This is a genomic window from Vibrio cyclitrophicus (assembly GCF_024347435.1).
Taxonomy (GTDB): Bacteria; Pseudomonadota; Gammaproteobacteria; order Enterobacterales; family Vibrionaceae; genus Vibrio; species Vibrio cyclitrophicus.
The window spans coordinates 25363-43409 of the sequence record NZ_AP025482.1 but is presented as its reverse complement, the minus strand read 5'-3'; the positions used below and the strand labels follow the sequence as shown (position 1 = coordinate 43409).

Below are 18047 nucleotides of genomic sequence, written 5' to 3'. Positions count from 1 at the left end.
CATCAAAGTCATGAACCGGCTAGTTGAATATCATAAGAGAGACCAATCAGAAATGTTCAGTTTTTAATGCCAGAGAGATCACTTTTAGCCTTCTGTTGTAGTAGTGAGAAAATTGTAGGAACTTCTTCTTGAACTAATAGCTTATCACCTTCGGCTTTTGAGTACTGCTGGGCAAGTGTGCTGCGTGACAGGTGCGTAATTTCTGCAAGACAAGATTGAGATAGCTTGTTTTTACCAAAAACAGAATTGAGGACTGATTTTGGAGCAGACTCATTCAGTGCTCTGCGAGTGAGTTCTAACTGGTGTGGATCTAGTGACGTTAGTAGTGAACGAATGACGGCGGACCATGCTTTTTGAGCAATATCGTTATTTGCCAGATTACTATGAATAATGACTTCACATACAGATAGGTCGAGTTCTGCAAGAGAAAAACTAATGAACTCGAACCCAGAAACGATTTGAAGATGATTAGACTCAAATACCCCCTGCAGTGGTAACCCTACGTTTAAATCAATTAGAGCCTGACGTTCCATTTTCGTCTTATTGACCAAAAGCGAACTCTGATTAAAAAATTCAAATGCTGGAAGTGCATACGGATGGATAGAAAATTCTAAGTACTTTTTCTGCTTAGATCCCAGTATCTTTGCCATTTCGTTCACCTCATCCAAACTATTAATGTGCAAATACTGTACATTAATGGAAGCCTAAAATAAAAAAAACATGAGATTAAATGGTAATAAATGTGAAGGGACTTACAAAAAATTTCCAATTAAACAGTTGATATTAAATTACTTTATATAAAAACCAACATAAAAAAGTGTGAGGGTATAATCATTATAATCTGATGATTTCTAGACCAAAGGTTCAAAAAGCCTGCAAACCAAATCAGGTATGGAGCTGGGATATCAGTTATCTTCCATCGAAAATACGAGGGAAGCACTATTACCTCTATTTGATAATGGATATCTTCAATAGAAAAGTAGTAGGTGCAGAAGTGTATGATCAGGAGCTAGGCGAATATGCAGCGGAGTTACTCCAAAGAACCAACATGACGGGAAAAGTGTGTGCAAGGCAACATTACTTTGCACTCTGACAACGGTGCTCCTATGAGAAGTTACACCATGCTTGCAAAGATACATGACCTTGGGGTCGTAAGCTCTTACTCTAGGCTAAGAGTAAGCAACGACAACCCATACTCTGAGTCGTTTTCAAAACAATAAAGTATTGTCCTTCAGGCCAATGGATGGGTTTTCTTCCATTGAAGACGCTCGGTATTGGGTTAGTAATTTTGTTGATTGGTATAACAATGAACATAAACACAGTGGCCTAAAGTATGTAACACCTCAGCAGAGGCATTGCGGCGAGGATAATGAAATTCTCCGACAGCATATGCAAGTTTACCGATGTGTGCAGTGTAATCATTCAGGTTACTAAATTGTAAAAAACACGACAACTTGCTTGAAAAACAACGGAAATGGGTGATCGGAATGCTCCGAAATATGCATCGAGGCCAACATTATTATCTGTATGTCATTGAGGACATCGATAGTCGAAAAATTGTTGGTTATGAAGTGTATGAGCATGAATGCGGTGAGCTGGCGTCACAACTTCTTCAACGGACGTTGATGCGAGAGCAGTGCTTTAATCAAGCGTTGGTTCTTCACTCGGATTACGGTGCGCCAATGAAGTCGTTGACGTTCAAAGTTAAAATGGCAGAGTTAGGTATTACCTCGTCATATAGTCGCCCAAGAGTCAGTGATGATAACCCTTATGTCGAGTCATTGTTCCGTACAGTAAAGTACATGCCAAACTGGCCAACAAAGGCTTTGAAACTCTCGATAGTAGCCGAAGTTAGGTTGAAGCCTTCGTACGCTGGTACAACACCGAGCACAAGCACAGTAAGTTAAATTACGTCACGCCTTCAGAGCGTCATAATGGAAAAGATAAAGAGATCTTGAAGTGTCGTGTAGAGGTATTGTTCGCTGCAAAACAGCGAAAGCCTGAGCGGTGGTCTGGTGATATCAGGAACTGTGCGCCTGTTGGTGACGTTCATTTGAATCCAGAAAGAGAATCTGCTTAATAAGCAAGCAAATGATGACAACCACCTTGAAAAACACCGCGGCTTTCGCTACTAAATACTGGCGGCAATAGTCTTAACATTATGGTTATCAGCGCTCTCTGCCAGCTCTTTCTGAATACGTCTTGAGCCATCTTGTTCTTTGCTAACGTCAAAGGCTTCTTTTATTTTGGTATCAAGCTTTTGGCGTTATACCTCACGTTTAATCGCCTTGTGGCGATTCTCAACCCAATAATAAAACCCATTTCGAGAAACTCTGAACACCTTTGCCATACGGGAAATACTAAAACTCAGCAGGTGTTCGAGCATAAATTCATAGCAATTTACTTTAGATTTTTCGCGAAGTGGGTGGCGGCCTTTTTTACGACTTCTAGCTCTTCTGTTTGCTCTGCCAACAGCCTCTTGAACTTAGCAACTTCAATGGCCAATTCTTGTTCTCGTTGGCTAATACTAGAATTCTTCTTTGTGGCTTTTCGTCAACCGTAGATCTGAGATTCATGTAACGAGAGCTGTCTTGCGGCTGCAGCGACTCGCACTTTATCTGCCAGCTTCAGGGTTTCTACTTTAAATTTAGGAGAATGGATAATACGTTTCTTTTTACTTGTCATGGTTCACCTTATTAGTAATTGTACTCACTTAACTCAGTGTCCAAAACTGCTGGTGCGGATCAATCCATAAAGATACAACTTTACGGACATGTAATAAAACTCGATCTAACATCACAATCATACAAATTGGTTAAATCGTTCGATTCGTTTATAATGAACGAAAAAGGAGATTATTATGCAATCACTTACTGCTAATACAGCTAAAACCAAATTTGGTGGCTTATTAATGAAGGTTCAACGTGAACCTATACAAATTAATAAAAATGGTTCACCCGTTGCGGTGATGATGTCTTGTGAGGAATACGAACAACTTGAAGCATTGAAATTGATGGTGATAAAATCACGCTTCGAACAAGCTGAAGCTGACGCTCTATCAGATAACCTAGTCGACGGTAATGATTTCATGAACGTACTTGGCCAAGGTAAATTTGATAAATGAAGCAATATAAGCTTTCTTCTGCAGCGCAATCGGATCTCATTGAGATTCGTCGCTATACTTTAGAGCGATGGGGGAAAACACAATGGACAACTTACTTCTCAGAGCTAAAGCAATCTATGGAATTACTGGCTAACAACCAGCTACTCGGCATAGCTTTTTTTGAGCTAGGCCAAAACTATTTCCGGTTTCCTTTAAAGCATCATGTGATTTATTACATCCAAAAGCGAGATCACATTGTTATTGCTGCCGTGCTTGGTAAGCACATGTCTCCGGCCAAGCACTTTTCATAATTATCTTAACCTTTAAAATAATCTCGGTGCTGATTGAAAGTATAAAAGGCCATTTATAAAACGTCCCTGAGATTTTTACGCTCTTCAATTTCTTCCTGCTCTGGAATTGTGCCGGGCAACGTAATTTTTTTAGGAGTTTTCTTAATGCATGGTGTTGATCTAGCTGACTTAGACGTTTTGGATTTCAAACTAAATACGTATGGGTTAATCGTGAGGCCTTGTCTCACTTCAACGCTGAACTCTTGATTCTCATTTTCAGGTAAATAGTTACTCTTAAGATACTTAATAGACAAAGACTCTCTGCTTTTCTTTAGCGTAAACAAACACTTTGTTAAGCGCATTATCGACGTTAAGCCAGCACCTGATGCCATAGTAATTTCTTGGTTACCACGGATCTCATCTTTATTCACATGATGAACAAGCAACAAACTGGCACCCGATTCACTGGCAAGGCTCTGAAAAACATTCTTAATTAAGCGATCATGTTTCACCTCTTCACAACGGCCTATTGATTCCGTCACCGTATCAACTATCACTAAATTAAACTCAGAGAAAGTTTGCTTGAGCTGTTCTAAATACTGTTTTTGTTCTGCCTGTTCTTGTAATGAGCTATCGGGTGGTATCACTATCGGTTCAATGTCTGTCAGAAAGTGTAAATTATTTTTTAACTCTGACTTAATGCTTGTTGTACAGTTAGCTAACTTTTCTTTCATCCTAGATTGAATGACTCCCGCACTATCTTCTGAACTGATTACTAAGGTTTTTGCTGGTTTTTCTGTTGCACTCATCCCTAATAATGACATTGAAGAAGCGTGCTCCATTGCAATACACAATGCTAGGTGAGACTTACCTACGTTAGGCGCAGCAATCAACATGCCTACATGCCCTTTGAGCAAACCTTTTAAACTAAAACTCAGGTTTTGACTCGCTGTCGAAGACATCAGACTATCAAGAGATTGAGTTATCATGATTCTCCCTCCCCGATATAGAAAATCTGTATACCATTGCCTACATCTCGAAATTGAAGACTGAAGTCTTTTTCGATTTGGACAGCATTGGCCAACAAATCTTTTCTGAGATCACTGCGGAAACTATGACTGACTTTCGAAGCAATTGATTGAATATAGCTATCGAGTGCCCACTCAAATTTCTTGTTGTGTAAAAATTCAGCTTTATGCGTAGTGATGTATTTCAAGAATGAACGAACTGATGGTTTACTGTAGTTCGTCATCTTATGTTGTTCTAGTCGATAGTAGTACCCATGATCCCGTATTGCTTGCAGTAAACGCATATCTGGAACTAAAAATACATGGTTAGTTAGATTCTTACTGTTTCTACGAGTTGTTTTGAATTTACTCCGATCACAGTAAAAACGGTAGTCTTGAACAAACTCCAACGGTTTTTTTCCCACAACATTTTTATCTTCATCGAGCTCATTTATCACCAAGTGTGCCGTAGCTAACTGAGTAATACGGCGTTCTATTTGGTCATAATTTGCACGAGTCGTCGCCATACCCATACGTGTTGCTAGTTCGTACATACTCATTGATAGAACTGTTGCATCTCGATCAATAAATGAATCAAAACCATCTTGTTGAGTGTCTGATATATCACCATCACTTATCGTTTTATATACCTGAGACCAAGTTAAACGAGCACCAGCATCATAAGATGTATCGTCTAATTGAATAGTTTGAGCATACGCGAGCATTGTTTCTAGAATATCTCGATGTGGTTGAAGTAAATAATCAACATGTAAATCGACTCTGAAGTTCTTTCCGTAGCTATTGATGTTCACACTTTCTAGTGGATAGTTAGGATCTGTACCACCGCTTTGTGCAATCTCAATGAGTTTGGATTGCATCGTTGAAGTTAAACGTGAAGCTGGATGAAAGATGGTGGCTCTCGAAAACAAAATGGATGAGATGAACCGATTCTTACGATCTTCTTCATTAATAACTGTCAAACTAGAATTGGATGTCAAAGCCATGATCATTACCTAATATGTCGATAGTGTAATCCTAACAGAGAGCTATCATTAACTCACTAACTTCGGTAAATATCTATATCAGATCGGTAAATATCTATAAATAGTTAGTTGGAAAGGCCATGTTCATCGGTAAATGTTTACTAGCTTCGGTAAATGTTTAGTTCTGTGATATAGATCTTTTCTTCATTTCAAATGTTAGTATGAACTTCATTTTAGATCAGATAAACGATTGTTATTAATGGTTTATCTGTGAACTTGGTCAATTTTGATCTTTTTACCATTTAGATCGGTGAATGTTTATATGTATAAGGCTAATTTCGGTAAATGTTGATATGGAGGATCGTTAGATATTAGTATTAGATCGGTAAATATCTATATAACATCGGCCAATATCAATACGTATTCGGTAAATGTCGTTATTTAAGATGCATCCCTAAGAAACTAGAACCTTAAGGATCTAGTTTTAAAAAATACCAACTTCACTGAGGTTCAGCCGGTGACTTAAGGAGTAACACCAAATCTCTAGAGAGCTTTGGTGTTGCTCCTTAAGTAGGAATAAAACATATCAATACTTTATCAATGATCTATCTATTTTTTAAGATGCAACATTATTAGATGTATATAAATCTGATTGAAGGCATAAATCTGTGTTAGTTGTTATTTAGGTATGATGGACAATCGATAGTTGATAACCTTTCTGGTTATCAACTATCGATTGTATGTATTATGAAGGTCTTTGTATTGAATGGTCTAGTTTAAACTAGATTGTTGGTATTTGTTGGGTGGTACAGTGGATGTTCCCTCCCCCAAGTAAAATTTCACGAGCTTCAACTCCGATAACGTTATAATCAGGGAAGGCGTGTTCCAGTATAGTTTTTGCTTTATGGTCTTTTTGTTTATCAAGCAATGGGAAGATAATTTGTTCATTACTGATGAGAAAGTTGGCATAGGATGCTGCCAATCGTTCTCCAGCTTTACGTTCCATCCCGTTACTTGGATTTATACCGGCTGCTTCTTTTTTGTTCATAAATAAAGGTCCTGGCATAGACACCTTGTGTACCTTGATAGAACGCCCTTTTGCATCGCATTGACTGCACAAAGCATCAATGGCTTCACGACTGATCTGATACTGCGGGTCACTTGGATCTTCACACTAAGTTAGAGCAACTTCTCCAGGTTTACGACGTGCATGATATTGTCAACATGTCCGTTAGTTTCATCGTTGTATAAACCGCGAGGAAGCCATATTACTTTTTCAATACCTAGATAATCAATCAAGTATTGCTCTAGTTGTTCTTTGTATAAGTCGAGGTTTCGACTAAGGTGAAGTAAGCACTCTTCAGTCGTGTATAAGGTCCCTTCACCATCGGTATGTATGGAACCTCCTTCAAGCACAAATGGTGCCTGATAGCCGTTATATTGGGTTATGTTCAGCATTTTCCCTGCGACCGCGTTATCGAGATCCCATGGGAAATATAAGGCATCAACTAATCCTCCCCAAGAGTTAAATTGCCAACTTATGCCGTGCCGATGGCCTTCATCATTGATGATATAGGTTGCGCCAATATCACGCATCCAACAGTCGTTATACGACATTTCAGTAACGCGAATATGTGCGGGAAGTTGCGAGCGAGCATTATCAAATTGCTCATGATTAACCAACATGACGACTGGAGTATTTTGCGCAATAGTCGTTGCGACATCAATGAAAGCCTTCTGCGCAAGCTTGCCACTGTAGCGCCAATTATCACTACGAATTGGCCAAGCCATCCATACTTCACTTTGTAGCTCGTGTTCCCCTGGCATACGAAACTTATGGTCTTTTGGTAATGATAAAATCATTTTACTCATTAGATCTCCCCTGTGGTCTTGATATTATTGCGTTTGTTGGTATGCATGAGCAGGATTTCTCCGACAACAATGGCAATGAGAACACCAGTAAGAATTGGTGGAGAATAGGTCCAATCGATATTGCCAAAAATAATGTCAGGGAAGATAAATAATACAACTGCTTAAAAAACAATCAAAAAACAGGTTGCTGTAATGATTTTTTGTACCATCAAGTTATCCGGTACTCTAAATGGACGTGTTCGATTTGCATCGGTAGTTCGAAGCTTAAGATAGGCTGGGAACATAAACAGGTATGGCATCAAGAAAACACAACTAGAGAAAGCAAATATTGACCAAAATAGTTCATCATTTGTGTTAGTAAAGAAGGCGTAAATAATGATAACGGAGGTAGAAACGAGACCTGTTATTAGATTGGCCCCGACGGGTGTCTCGTGTTTATCAGACGTTTTTGCGGCTATTTGAGGTAGTTCTCCTTCTTTACCCGCTTCTGCGCCAGCTCGGCTAGAACCCATCGTCCAGCTAACCATATTACAGATAAAAGTGATAAGCGTGACAACACCCAATGCGTAAATAATAAATTGCCCTAAAGGACCTTCACCAAACAGAACTTTAAGTGTGTCGACAATACCTGCAACTAATCCAATCTCATCGACAGGAAGAGCCATTAAGATGCCTATAGTGCCCGCGATGTAGAGAAAAGAAGTAATAGCGATGGCAAGGAACACGACCTTTGGCATTTGCTTCACGTCTTTCATCTGCTTAGTCATTGTAGCGACTAGCTCAAACCCCATCAGGTTGAAAACTAAAGCAGGTAGAAAGGCGGCGCTAGTATCGAAAGATGGCAGTATCGCTTGAAAGCTGAATTCATTCGCTACGCCATTATTAGCGGCATAAATAAAACCACCTACCCCAAGTACAGAGATGATGATGACTTTCAAAATCGCGCAGAAGTTGGTGATCATCACACCAATGTCGGTAGAGATATTACATACCCAGACAGTACTCCAAGTAAGAGCAATACAAATCAAGATTTGAGTGGATAAAGTAAGGTCGGGCGCGAACAGTTCGGTAAACATTCCAGCAAAGAGAATATAAACAGCAGGCATCCATAGCCCTACGTTGATCCAATAGAACCAAGTCGTTCGGATTGCCCAGTTTGAACCAAATGCTTTTTTGACCCAATCGTAGATACCGCCCTTTCCTGGATAAGCAGAGCTCAACTCTGATGTGATCAGACCGTATGGCAGCACAAAGACAACGAGAATTAATAGCCACCAACCAATAGAACTAACACCAATAGACGCAGATGCAGTTAAAGTATCCACGACTAATACAGCACAAAGGCTAAATCATGCGAGAGGAGTGATACCCATTTTTTTATCTTCCATGATTTATCCCTTCACTTGTCCATCGAGTGTGAGTAATGGTTTGTAGTGCTCTGGACGACGGTCTCTAAACAGCCCCCAAGCTTCGCGTTGGAACTGGATATTATCGAGGTCAAATTCATGAATAATCACGCCTGAAGTTTCGCGGTCAGCTTTCTCTACAATTTTCCCTGTGTAGTCAGTGATAAATGACGAGCCAAAGAAGGTGAGCTTAAGGTCACGATATTGCGCTTGCTCAGTCCCTATTCTATTTGATGCAATCACAGGGATTTGGTTTGCGGCTGCATGACCTTGCATCACACATTGCCAATGAGGTTGAGAGTCCATATCAGGTTGATTCGGCTCGCTGCCAATTGCCGTGGGAAAGAAAAGAAGTTCTGCACCTTGCAGAGCCATGCTGCGCGCAGTTTCAGGAAACCACTGATCCCAACAAATACCGACTCCAACTTTCGCATAGCGGGTATTCCAAACTTTGAAACCTGTATCGCCAGGGCTGAAGTAGTATTTTTCTAAATACCCATCACTATCAGGAATATGCGTTTTACGGTAAGTTCCGAGTAATGATCCATCGGCATCAATCATGGCTAAAGAGTTAAACTTAACGTTGCCTGATTTTTCGAACCAACTGAAAGGCAGCACCACTTCAAGCTCTTTAGCAAGTTTAGAAAGGCGTTGAAAAGCTTCATTTTCTTCAAGCCGTGTGGCGAGCGCATGGTATGATTCATGAATCATACCATGCAGAAGTAAGGTGTTTCGAATACTCTTGCAACAAGATGATCTGAGCACCTTTGGCTGCCGCCTCGCGAACTAACCTTTCTGCATGTTCAATATTTGTTTGGGTATCCCAACTACAAGCCATCTGAGTGGCTGCTACAGTGACGTTTCTCATCATAATCCTTATGTATTTCTTACTGTTACAAATATTTTTAATACCATTTAGGTTATTATGGAAGTGCACAAATTTTATTTGGATATGAAGGATTTCGATAACCTATGGATGTCGATATCAATCAGTTGCATCTTTTAGTCGTGCTAGAGCGTGAAAGGAATTTGTCAAAAGCCGCTCAAAAACTGTTTATGAGTCAATCGGCGGCGAGTCATGTGTTAGCGAAGCTGCGGAGTCGTTTCGATAACCCTTTATTTATAAAAACACGCATAGGGATGGAACTTACGCCTTTACTAGAAAGCTTGTTGCCTGATATGCAAAAAGGTCTTAGCTCGATTGATATGGCGTTTGATCGCATGAAGCCTTTTGAACCGATGCTTGATGCGAAAACGTTCTACATTGGAGCTATTGACTACTTTGAGTTTTATGCGCTACCAAAACTCGGTAAGACCTTTGAAAAAAGCGCGCCGAACGTGCGCGTTGCGATTGATATTTTGTCTGAAAACATGCAGATGGAGCGTATTGAGCAGGGGGAGATTAGATTTGATTCTGGGGGTTGACGACTTACAGGCCATACCTCGCTATTACAATCGATACCATTGGTTGACGGACTCTTACGTTGGTATTGTTGCAAAGGCTTCAAGTGTTAAAAGTAAGCTCAATTTAAACGAATTTGTTCAAGTGCCACAAATACACCTCCCACTGATTAATTCAGGGGCCGATCCCATTGACCGATGGCTACATCAAAATCACCACTAGCGTCATATATCAATGATTGTACAAAGCTATGCGGTCGGTGGCATGGTGACAGCGAAAGCCAATAATTTAATGTGTGTACCTTTGAGTGTGGCGCTAGAACTAAAAGAAATGCTTCCTTTACGTATTGTCGAGTTACCGAAAGATGCTCCTAACTTGTCGTTAAGTATGTTTACCCATCAATTGTATGATAACCAAGACAGCATTCAATGGCTTATTAAACAGACACATATGTGTACTTAAAGAGGGAGCAGTTTACTCTCTACAGCATTCGTTTACCTATGCTGTTACTTAACGAACGCTTGGATGTGTAGTTAAAGTTCTTATGAGCTTTCAGCCTTAGACGATCAGGAAAGGACAATTTTAGGTAAAGCTATATAAAGTGTAAGTATATGAATAGTCTTTCAAATCGGCCTATTGATTATTAAAACTATCGAAACCAAAAGAAGTAATCCCCTGCCCCACTCTACTTCATATATTTAACCAATGAAGTGGGCTCATTAGACACTAATTGTTTGGATCTCCTGTACTTCAGTATCGCTATTTTGTATTGCTGTTGAACTGAGCATTATGGTCTTCGGTAGTAAAAAGTTGTCAATGCTCAGCCTGAGCATTGACAACTTCAAGTTCGTTTTTTTGATTAGTCCGACATGTATCACGGGGGTAAATTCGGCCTATCTATCAGCACTCACACAACCCTGCTCTAGTTGCAAGCTTGCGCGCTAGTTCCTTGCTTGATCCCAACATAATCATTCGAGACTTTGTCTCAATTATCTGGTTTATGACAATAGGTCACTGTTTGTTTTACAATTCCCAGTAAAATTGTACAAAGAATTAGATAGAGACCTTCTATCTGATAGCCGTCATATCACAACAGTAAGTCTGTAAATGGAGTTGTATGGAATCATCATTAAGAAAAGGTAGTGCAGGTTTTGCATTTCAATATGAATTCGGTTGTGAGCATATTAATGGCATTTTGACTAGTGCCGAATTGATAAACGCATGCCTAGTAGTCTCTACTGAATTAAAGCCCATTAGTAGCGATCAACGTGACGATATGAATATGGTTCTTCGTCATATTGTATCTGTAACTGAGGTTGTTGTTCACGAATCACAAATTAGAAATAACTTGCTTAATTATTGTAAAGCTCACAAAGGAAAATTTGTAAAAAAACAACTTAAAGTGAAATTTTCGAGTTCAGTTACTCATACCTTTAACGTCGAGTTTCACTCCATAGGTAGTGATGGCGTAGGTTTTAGCATAGTCGTATAACAAAGACTTCAAGACTGACTCTAAAGATGTGAGAGGTAACATAGAAATGAATGAACACTATTATCAGAGGCTTAACTCGTCTTTTGATGATCTTTGGGAATGTATAGATTTTTGTAATGAGCTCGAAATAATTGAGGACTCAAAACAGATCTTATGTAAGGCTCTTACTACTTCACTTATTGTCACTTACGCTAGAAATTTCACTACTGCGCGCTCTTATCCTCCCTTAGATACGAGCGAATCAAAAGAGTTAAATCGTAAGTACAATGAGTTAAGAGAATACTGGGTTGAGACATTACCTGATGAAATGAAACAATTTCATGAATCAATTATCAATAGAAGAAATATTTCAGTTGCACACTCAGATGCAATTGCTCGCGATTATCAATTGACAGGCAAACAGTCAATCTTCATGGGAATGAACCCACATCGAGCATTTGAAAAACATGAGTTAAAACTTATGCGAAAACTCATTGAAGGTTTTATTAAGGTTGTAGCGAGTGAACATACCTTAATGCGTGAATCTATGTAGTAAACACAACGCCACATTTTGACAAAAACCTAACCCTTAGCATTTCGGCTAAAGGTTTGGTTTCGTGTTTATGGAACAATGTGTTTTTTATCACACCTTACTCTTAATATCTGCTATCGCTCTGGCAAGCCCTAACAAATGTGTTGAAGTCTTGATCTCCAATTCTGACTGAATCCCCAACAACGCAATCCCTGCCAATATTTGCTGTGGCCTGACGACTTGCCCTGTAGGCAGCTCCATACTGTCGTACAGCATTTTGAACTGCACCCAATCTTCACTAATGCTAAGTTCTCTACCTTTAGCCATTCGCATAAGCCGTTTGCATTCGGGAGGTATTGGTTTTCCCTCATCCCAACCTGTGACTGTTCTCACAGTTTTAAAACACAATTCAGCGACCTCTTCCTTCGTCATTTGGCACTCTAACTCTCGAAAAATGTAATTCTTACTCATTTCGCGATACTTCAATGATAAAACCTCTAAATACAAGAGGTTGCACTGAATTAAAGAGATATGCACCATCAAACATAATCAGACAAAGTGCGCACTGTCCAGATAATAAATGCCACCAGTCACATAGGGACTTATGAGCTTTATGACTTTTTGGATGGTACCGTAAATGTTTGGCTGAGTTATCAAACATAGTCTTAATTTTAAGCTGCTACTCCTATTATTCACTTTATGTGAGTTAACAACAGAAGTACTATCGTTATACCCGCGTTAGTGTTCATTTCAGCTGAAAATTGAAATAAAGATAACTCGTGATTTTCATTTTTTGTCAATGCTCAGCCTGAGCATTGACTAATTGTAGAAGATTTATGTTAAATAAATGAGAATTAATTTTTGGTATTTTATTTTGTTTCCGGATTTCTTTGAATAAATGTTTGTGCACTAAAATTGATGGTTGATCATATGCTTTGGTTGTTTGGGATAAAGGTAAAAATACAACCCACATTATAGAGTGAATAGCCGGTTTTATGGATCGAGTAATTCCTTTATGCCTGTATGATTATCTCCGATATCCGTATCTCTTTGTTGCCTTGTAGTTAAGCTCTTGCTCTGCTCGACATAAATATGTGATTGTCTCTTTCTGGTACTTAAAGTGTTTGTTCTTATAGGTGTTTTTGTTATTGGTGGAAGGCGGTCACAGAACACAATCAAGGTGCCTCGATGCTTCAAGCGTTAGGTATAAGGGAGAGAGTCGTTGATAATGCCTTCTATTGCATACGTGTGTAGGGTGATAGCATACTGGCCATAAACGGCATTATTGTAGAGAACGATGAATCCTTGTGTCATGAAGTTGCTTTCTGGAACTGTTATATTGACTTTGATGTTCTTCACTTTAGTGGCCGTTTTGCTTTTTCATCTCACTCTACACCAATATCTATATCAAGCATATTTAGATAATCGTTTCTCTATTACTTGGATCTCGATGATAGTTAAAATGTATTCGAAGATATCAATACTATTGATGCGACGAATGCGGTCTTGATTGAGTATTGAGGTATGGGCAATTTTTTAAGCCAGAGAAACTCTAAGGAACCAACGGTATGCGATATTCACCCCGACTTCTTCCGTTAGTTAGTTCTTGATTTTTAAACCAAAAATATAACTAAGTAGAAGGGAGCGGGGGGCTCGTTATTTTTTGCAGAAGAGGTGATCTGCGTCATAGTAAACGCAACTGGGGCGATATTGCTAATGTTTGAAGTTCCAAGGTAGGAGTGCGTCAATATCAGGCTTTGTTTTCGCCAACACTCTCATGCACTTGACCGGGTAGTCATAGGGGATAAGAGCGTTGGCTTTCGCGCTCTCGACATGTTGTAAAGCATGGCGCTCGCACATTAACCTATCGCACATTTACCACTAGCCTCGTGATGAAGCCTACAACATCCCAAAAGCGTATCGACATTTATGCGATGTCTTAACCCTGTTTTTCAAAGAATTGGGCATCGATGTGGATGTACACGCAAACCCCCGGTTCTTATTGTGATGGCGACTATAGCCTCAATATCAATAAACAAAAAATAGTGGGCACGGCTCAGCGTGTTTTGCTTAAACAAGGGGGCGGTCAAATTGTACTTTCGCAAGCCTGTATCTTGTTAGATTTCGACTTAGAGAACATCGTTGCGCCGGTGAATTTTTATAATCAAGTGTGCGGGAATCCAACCGTGGTCGATGCGCAGGTTCATACGCCATTGTCCGAACATCTCACGACCCTACCCAACGTAGATTCACTTTTTCAACGGTTAAGCCAAGCTTTTATCAAGCACGCGTGAGGCTCTCTTTTGCTAACGTCTTACCAACCAGTTAAGGAGTGAAGCATTTCAATTTTGTGTGGCTATGAGAACGAATGGGTTGAACTTGAGGGGGTGAGAACTTTATAATGTTACTTGTAACATAATAAAGAGTTCAAGTAGTTATGACAGAGCAGCACAAGAAAACTCGAACCACACTTCAAGATGTGGCAGACAAAGTAGGCGTCACCAAGATGACCGTCTCTCGTTACATGCGTAATCCCGATTCAGTTGCAGCCAAAACTCGCGTGAAAATTGCTGCGGTTATTGAAGAGATGGGATACATCGAAAACAAAGCGCCAGCCATGCTCTCTAAGTCGTCAAGTAAAGCGATCGGTATCTTGCTCCCTTCTTTATCAAACCAAATCTTTGCCGCGTTTGTTCAAGGTATCGAAACGGTTACTAAAGAGAATGGCTACGAGACGTTGCTCGCTCACTTTAGCTATGATGCTGTTGAAGAAGAGGAAAAAATTGCTTCGCTGCTTTCGTATCAGGTTGATGGGTTGATATTAACGGAAAGCCACCACACCCCCCGCACGTTACAGATGATCAAGAATTCAGGTGTTTCTGTTGTTGAAACGATGGAACTACCAACCAATCCGATCGATATGGTTGTTGGTTTGGACCATATTGATGCTTCTTACCATGTCGTGAAGCGAATGATTGAAGCGGGTAAACGCTCTATTGCTTACTTTGGCGCTCGACTGGATGCGCGAACTAAGCTGCGTTTGCAAGGTTATGACAAAGCGATGCATGAGGCTGGATTAGAGCCTAAGCATGTGTTGACTGAACAGCACTCTAACTTCTCTTTGGCTGAAGATCTGCTTGATCGCGCTCTTGCGGATTACCCAGATCTAGATGGCGTGTTCTGCACCAATGATGACATCGCGATAGGTACCTTGCTCATTGCCCAGCAACGTGGAATCCAAGTGCCGCAACAGCTATCTGTGGTGGGCTACAACGCTTTGGATATTGGCCAAACCATACGCCCAAAACTGACCAGTGTAGATACTCCACGTTATGAGATGGGGAAGAAAAGTGCCGAGCTACTGCTTGCTTGCTTGAAAGGCGAGCCAGTCACGGAAATGATAGTGGATATGGGCTATCGCATCACTGATGGCGAAAGCGTTTAGTCACGTATGGTGGAAACTGAAAGGGGCATCGAAATGATGCCTCTTTTGCTTTTACATTTAAGTGATAACACAGTTAAACGATAAAACTCGCCCCTTGTTCTGCACTCGAAACGCTTTGGCGCATAACGGTAAATAGGCTGCGTCCCATGGTTTGTTGGTTGGCATCTGCCTCAAACACTCTCGCTTGACGAGACTGCATGTCGTTGAGGTTATTGAGTTCGCCACTCGCACAATCTAAGCGCAGGATATCGCCTTCGCGAATAAGCCCAATGGATCCGCCTCGAATAGCCTCTGGTGAGACATGAATTGCGGATGGGATCTTTCCTGATGCACCAGATAGGCGACCATCAGTAACGAGAGCCACTTTAAAACCTTGCTTTTGTATGTTGCCTAGAATAGGCATGAGCTTGTGCAATTCAGGCATACCGTTCGCTGCAGGGCCATTGTTAACCACGACAACGATACAATCTTTGTTGAGTTCACCTCTTTGATAAGCGACTTCCACTTTGTGTTGGCAGTCGAACACGACCGCTGGCGCTTCTATCACACGTTGTTCTTCTGCGACAGCTGACACTTTAATCACCGCGTTGCCTAGATTCCCCGAAAGTACTCGCGTTCCACCTGTCGTCTGAAAGACTTGTTCTGGTCCTGCGATAACGTCAGTGTCTATGGATTGTTCGCACACCTTCCAAGTTAGTTGTTCACCTTCAAGTTTTGGAATGCTCATTTGATCTTCAAACGACCCAAAGGTAGGCGTGACATTACGGTGCAGTAAATTCGCTTGGTCTAATCGACGTAGCAGTGCTGGAACCCCTCCTGCAGCTTGGAACGCGTTCATGTCGGCAGGTCCGTTTGGATAGACTCTAGCAAGTAAAGGGACCACATCGGATAGATCGCTGATGTCTTGCCAAGTCAGAATAAACCCTGCTGCGCGCGCGACTGCGACCATGTGAATGCTGTGGTTTGTGCTTCCTCCCGATGCGAGTAAGGCTATGATACCGTTGATGAGACTTTTTTCTGTAAAAACGTCAGATAGCGGTCGGAAGTTTGAAGCTTGCGGTGTCATTGAAGCGATTTCAATGGCGGCATATTGAGTCAGTGACGCTCGAAGTGCAGAGTCAGGATGAATAAATGCTGAGCCTGGTAGCATTAGCCCCATCGCTTCAAATACCAGCTGATTGGTATTGGCTGTGCCGTAAAAAGTACAGGTTCCAGCAGAGTGATAAGCGTTACACTCCATATCCAATAGAGCGCTTTTCCCCACTTTACCTGCTGCGTATTCTTGGCGGATGTGTACTTTCTCATCATTGCTGATGCCCGTTGCCATTAATCCTGCGGGAACAAATGCGGTAGGTAGGTGCGCAAAGGAGAGTGCCCCCATTAGCTGCCCTGGGGCGATTTTGTCGCAAATTCCAAGTAACAGTGTTGAATCAAACACGTTGTGGCTAAGTGATAAAGCAGTAGATTGAGCGATCAAGTCTCTTGAGAACAGAGACATATCCATTCCTGGTTGTCCTTGAGTCACACCATCACACATCGCGGGTACGCATCCTGCCACCTGTGCTGTATGGCCGAGTTTAGCTAACGCCTTTTTGATTTGGTCGGGGTAGTGTTGGTAAGGCTTGTGCGCACTTAACATATCGTTATAAGAACTAACTAACGCGACGTTAGACTTAGTGAGATCCAGAATAGAGCGCTTTTCATCTGAACAAGATGCCGCGACTGCGTGAGCCAAGTTGCCACAGGAGAGCCCTGTTCCCCCTTTGCCAGCATTGGCTTGCTGTTGAGTTCTGTGTAGAAACTCTTGGCGAGCCATTTGGCTTCGAGCTAGCAGCCTTTGGGTAACAGCTTGGATTATAGGATGGGTCATGCGATTGCCTCGTCGGTCATAGAAAGGACAATTGCAGCGCAATCAACGACACTATTAATATCGCCGTTAATGCTAATCACCACAGTGTCGGGTTCACTGTCAGGTCTTTCTAACGTTTCGAACTGGCTTTTAATCATGTTTTCTTTCATGAAGTGACCTTGGCGCTGACGCATACGCTGTAAAATTAGGTCGATATCCCCATCGAGGAAGAGAAAAGTGATGTTGTTATTACCTTTACGAATTTGGTCCCGGTATTTTTTCTTCAACGCAGAACACACAATAATACCGTGTTCGTTTTTACTTTCTAAGCTATAAGCCGCATCGCTGACGCGTTCCAGCCATGGAATACGATCATCATCGTTAAGAGGTTGGCCTGATGCCATTTTTTGAATGTTTGCTCGAGGATGCAAGTCGTCACCATCAATAAACTTACGTCCAAGTCTTTTTGCTAAATGCTCGCCTACTGTGCTTTTCCCGCAAGCACTGACTCCCATGACGATGACACTACTACCAGCCATAACTCAATCCTCTTAACAAATTTGCGCGTGATCTCAATTTTGAACATCGCTTGTAAATATGGCTTTATCTTATAAGTGTTATCGGTAACATGTTACCGGTAACTTAAGAAAGTGTGATGAAGAACACAAAACAACAATTCACAACTAT

The 18047-nt window shown here is 41.0% G+C and carries 13 protein-coding genes and 8 pseudogenes; 10 read left to right on the top strand and 11 right to left on the bottom strand.

The features are described 5' to 3' along the window. Positions 1 to 56 precede the first annotated feature (56 nt). Complete coding sequence (locus OCW38_RS22610; protein WP_146493142.1) at positions 57 to 650, bottom strand: hypothetical protein; 594 nt, start codon at positions 648 to 650, stop codon at positions 57 to 59. A 206-nt stretch (positions 651 to 856) separates the two neighbouring features. Here OCW38_RS22610 and OCW38_RS23105 point away from each other — a divergent pair. Beyond that, positions 857 to 1362: pseudogene (locus tag OCW38_RS23105) on the top strand (transposase); the annotation flags it as partial. A 113-nt stretch (positions 1363 to 1475) separates the two neighbouring features. Continuing rightward, positions 1476 to 2080 (top strand): annotated as a pseudogene (locus OCW38_RS22600) (transposase); the annotation flags it as partial. 54 nt (positions 2081 to 2134) lie between these two features. Here the strand turns inward: OCW38_RS22600 and OCW38_RS22595 are convergent. After that, positions 2135 to 2685: pseudogene (locus tag OCW38_RS22595) on the bottom strand (IS3 family transposase); the annotation flags it as partial. Positions 2686 to 2860: 175 nt separating this feature from the next. Here OCW38_RS22595 and OCW38_RS22590 point away from each other — a divergent pair. Together OCW38_RS22590 and OCW38_RS22585 are read left to right on the top strand one after the other, a co-directional pair. After that, positions 2861 to 3124, top strand: a complete 264-nt coding sequence (locus OCW38_RS22590) for a type II toxin-antitoxin system Phd/YefM family antitoxin (RefSeq protein WP_261896626.1) — start codon at positions 2861 to 2863, stop codon at positions 3122 to 3124. Then, positions 3121 to 3414, top strand: a complete 294-nt coding sequence (locus tag OCW38_RS22585; protein ID WP_046209588.1) for a type II toxin-antitoxin system RelE/ParE family toxin — start codon at positions 3121 to 3123, stop codon at positions 3412 to 3414. The genes OCW38_RS22590 and OCW38_RS22585 overlap by 4 nt, the downstream gene beginning before the upstream one ends. A 53-nt stretch (positions 3415 to 3467) precedes the next feature. On the opposite strand, the gene OCW38_RS22580 is transcribed toward OCW38_RS22585, so the two are convergent. The 5 genes and pseudogenes from OCW38_RS22580 to aguB all read right to left on the bottom strand — a co-directional run bounded on the left by OCW38_RS22580 (position 3468) and on the right by aguB (position 9532). After that, the gene (locus tag OCW38_RS22580; RefSeq protein ID WP_146493144.1) at positions 3468 to 4382 is read right to left on the bottom strand and encodes an AAA family ATPase; all 915 of its coding nucleotides are present in this window, start codon (positions 4380 to 4382) and stop codon (positions 3468 to 3470) included. Next, positions 4379 to 5404, bottom strand: coding sequence for a hypothetical protein (locus OCW38_RS22575; protein ID WP_046209586.1), 1026 nt, complete (start codon positions 5402 to 5404; stop codon positions 4379 to 4381). The genes OCW38_RS22580 and OCW38_RS22575 overlap by 4 nt, the downstream gene beginning before the upstream one ends. Before the next feature lie 760 nt (positions 5405 to 6164). After that, positions 6165 to 7255: pseudogene (gene aguA / locus OCW38_RS22570) on the bottom strand (agmatine deiminase). Beyond that, positions 7255 to 8580 (bottom strand): annotated as a pseudogene (locus tag OCW38_RS22565) (APC family permease). Before OCW38_RS22565 ends, aguA begins: the two co-directional pseudogenes overlap by 1 nt. A 66-nt stretch (positions 8581 to 8646) precedes the next feature. Further along, a pseudogene (gene aguB / locus OCW38_RS22560) lies at positions 8647 to 9532 on the bottom strand (N-carbamoylputrescine amidase). Between the two features lie 101 nt (positions 9533 to 9633). Between aguB and OCW38_RS22555 the strand changes: the two are divergent. From OCW38_RS22555 to OCW38_RS22540, 4 genes are all read left to right on the top strand, one after another. Then, positions 9634 to 10086 carry a LysR family transcriptional regulator gene (locus OCW38_RS22555; protein WP_261896622.1) on the top strand — a complete coding sequence of 151 codons (453 nt, stop codon included), beginning with the start codon at positions 9634 to 9636 and terminating at the stop codon, positions 10084 to 10086. 211 nt (positions 10087 to 10297) lie between these two features. Further along, positions 10298 to 10525, top strand: a complete 228-nt coding sequence (locus OCW38_RS22550) for a type 2 periplasmic-binding domain-containing protein (RefSeq protein ID WP_261896620.1) — start codon at positions 10298 to 10300, stop codon at positions 10523 to 10525. A 655-nt stretch (positions 10526 to 11180) separates the two neighbouring features. After that, on the top strand, positions 11181 to 11555 hold the full coding sequence (locus OCW38_RS22545) for a hypothetical protein (protein ID WP_261896618.1): 375 nt from the start codon (positions 11181 to 11183) through the stop codon (positions 11553 to 11555). Positions 11556 to 11601: 46 nt separating this feature from the next. After that, positions 11602 to 12087 (top strand): hypothetical protein, encoded by a 486-nt coding sequence (locus OCW38_RS22540; protein WP_261896616.1) that lies wholly within the window; start codon positions 11602 to 11604, stop codon positions 12085 to 12087. 90 nt (positions 12088 to 12177) lie between these two features. Here OCW38_RS22540 and OCW38_RS22535 read toward each other — a convergent pair whose 3' ends face one another. Continuing rightward, complete coding sequence (locus tag OCW38_RS22535) at positions 12178 to 12552, bottom strand: regulator (RefSeq protein ID WP_261896614.1); 375 nt, start codon at positions 12550 to 12552, stop codon at positions 12178 to 12180. Between the two features lie 1227 nt (positions 12553 to 13779). Continuing rightward, positions 13780 to 13922, bottom strand: a pseudogene (locus tag OCW38_RS22530) (transposase domain-containing protein); the annotation flags it as partial. 2 nt (positions 13923 to 13924) lie between these two features. Between OCW38_RS22530 and OCW38_RS22525 the strand changes: the two are divergent. Together OCW38_RS22525 and OCW38_RS22520 are read left to right on the top strand one after the other, a co-directional pair. Then, positions 13925 to 14360: pseudogene (locus OCW38_RS22525) on the top strand (lipoyl protein ligase domain-containing protein); the annotation flags it as partial. A gap of 143 nt (positions 14361 to 14503) precedes the next feature. Beyond that, on the top strand, positions 14504 to 15511 hold the full coding sequence (locus OCW38_RS22520; protein ID WP_146493339.1) for a substrate-binding domain-containing protein: 1008 nt from the start codon (positions 14504 to 14506) through the stop codon (positions 15509 to 15511). 73 nt (positions 15512 to 15584) lie between these two features. On the opposite strand, the gene edd is transcribed toward OCW38_RS22520, so the two are convergent. Next, positions 15585 to 17381 carry a phosphogluconate dehydratase gene (edd, locus tag OCW38_RS22515; RefSeq protein ID WP_146493338.1) on the bottom strand — a complete coding sequence of 599 codons (1797 nt, stop codon included), beginning with the start codon at positions 17379 to 17381 and terminating at the stop codon, positions 15585 to 15587. Next, positions 17378 to 17899, bottom strand: a complete 522-nt coding sequence (locus OCW38_RS22510) for a gluconokinase (RefSeq protein ID WP_146493337.1) — start codon at positions 17897 to 17899, stop codon at positions 17378 to 17380. The genes edd and OCW38_RS22510 overlap by 4 nt, the downstream gene beginning before the upstream one ends. Positions 17900 to 18047: the final 148 nt, after the last annotated feature.

What these genes read in the sequence shown, in the direction of transcription:
- OCW38_RS22610 (WP_146493142.1), bottom strand. Translation starts at nt 650, where the DNA reads ATGGCAAAGATACTGGGATCTAAGCAGAAAAAGTACTTAGAATTTTCT.
- OCW38_RS22590 (WP_261896626.1), top strand. Translation starts at nt 2,861, where the DNA reads ATGCAATCACTTACTGCTAATACAGCTAAAACCAAATTTGGTGGCTTA.
- OCW38_RS22585 (WP_046209588.1), top strand. Translation starts at nt 3,121, where the DNA reads ATGAAGCAATATAAGCTTTCTTCTGCAGCGCAATCGGATCTCATTGAG.
- OCW38_RS22580 (WP_146493144.1), bottom strand. Translation starts at nt 4,382, where the DNA reads ATGATAACTCAATCTCTTGATAGTCTGATGTCTTCGACAGCGAGTCAA.
- OCW38_RS22575 (WP_046209586.1), bottom strand. Translation starts at nt 5,404, where the DNA reads ATGGCTTTGACATCCAATTCTAGTTTGACAGTTATTAATGAAGAAGAT.
- OCW38_RS22555 (WP_261896622.1), top strand. Translation starts at nt 9,634, where the DNA reads ATGGATGTCGATATCAATCAGTTGCATCTTTTAGTCGTGCTAGAGCGT.
- OCW38_RS22550 (WP_261896620.1), top strand. Translation starts at nt 10,298, where the DNA reads ATGATTGTACAAAGCTATGCGGTCGGTGGCATGGTGACAGCGAAAGCC.
- OCW38_RS22545 (WP_261896618.1), top strand. Translation starts at nt 11,181, where the DNA reads ATGGAATCATCATTAAGAAAAGGTAGTGCAGGTTTTGCATTTCAATAT.
- OCW38_RS22540 (WP_261896616.1), top strand. Translation starts at nt 11,602, where the DNA reads ATGAATGAACACTATTATCAGAGGCTTAACTCGTCTTTTGATGATCTT.
- OCW38_RS22520 (WP_146493339.1), top strand. Translation starts at nt 14,504, where the DNA reads ATGACAGAGCAGCACAAGAAAACTCGAACCACACTTCAAGATGTGGCA.
- edd (WP_146493338.1), bottom strand. Translation starts at nt 17,381, where the DNA reads ATGACCCATCCTATAATCCAAGCTGTTACCCAAAGGCTGCTAGCTCGA.
- OCW38_RS22510 (WP_146493337.1), bottom strand. Translation starts at nt 17,899, where the DNA reads ATGGCTGGTAGTAGTGTCATCGTCATGGGAGTCAGTGCTTGCGGGAAA.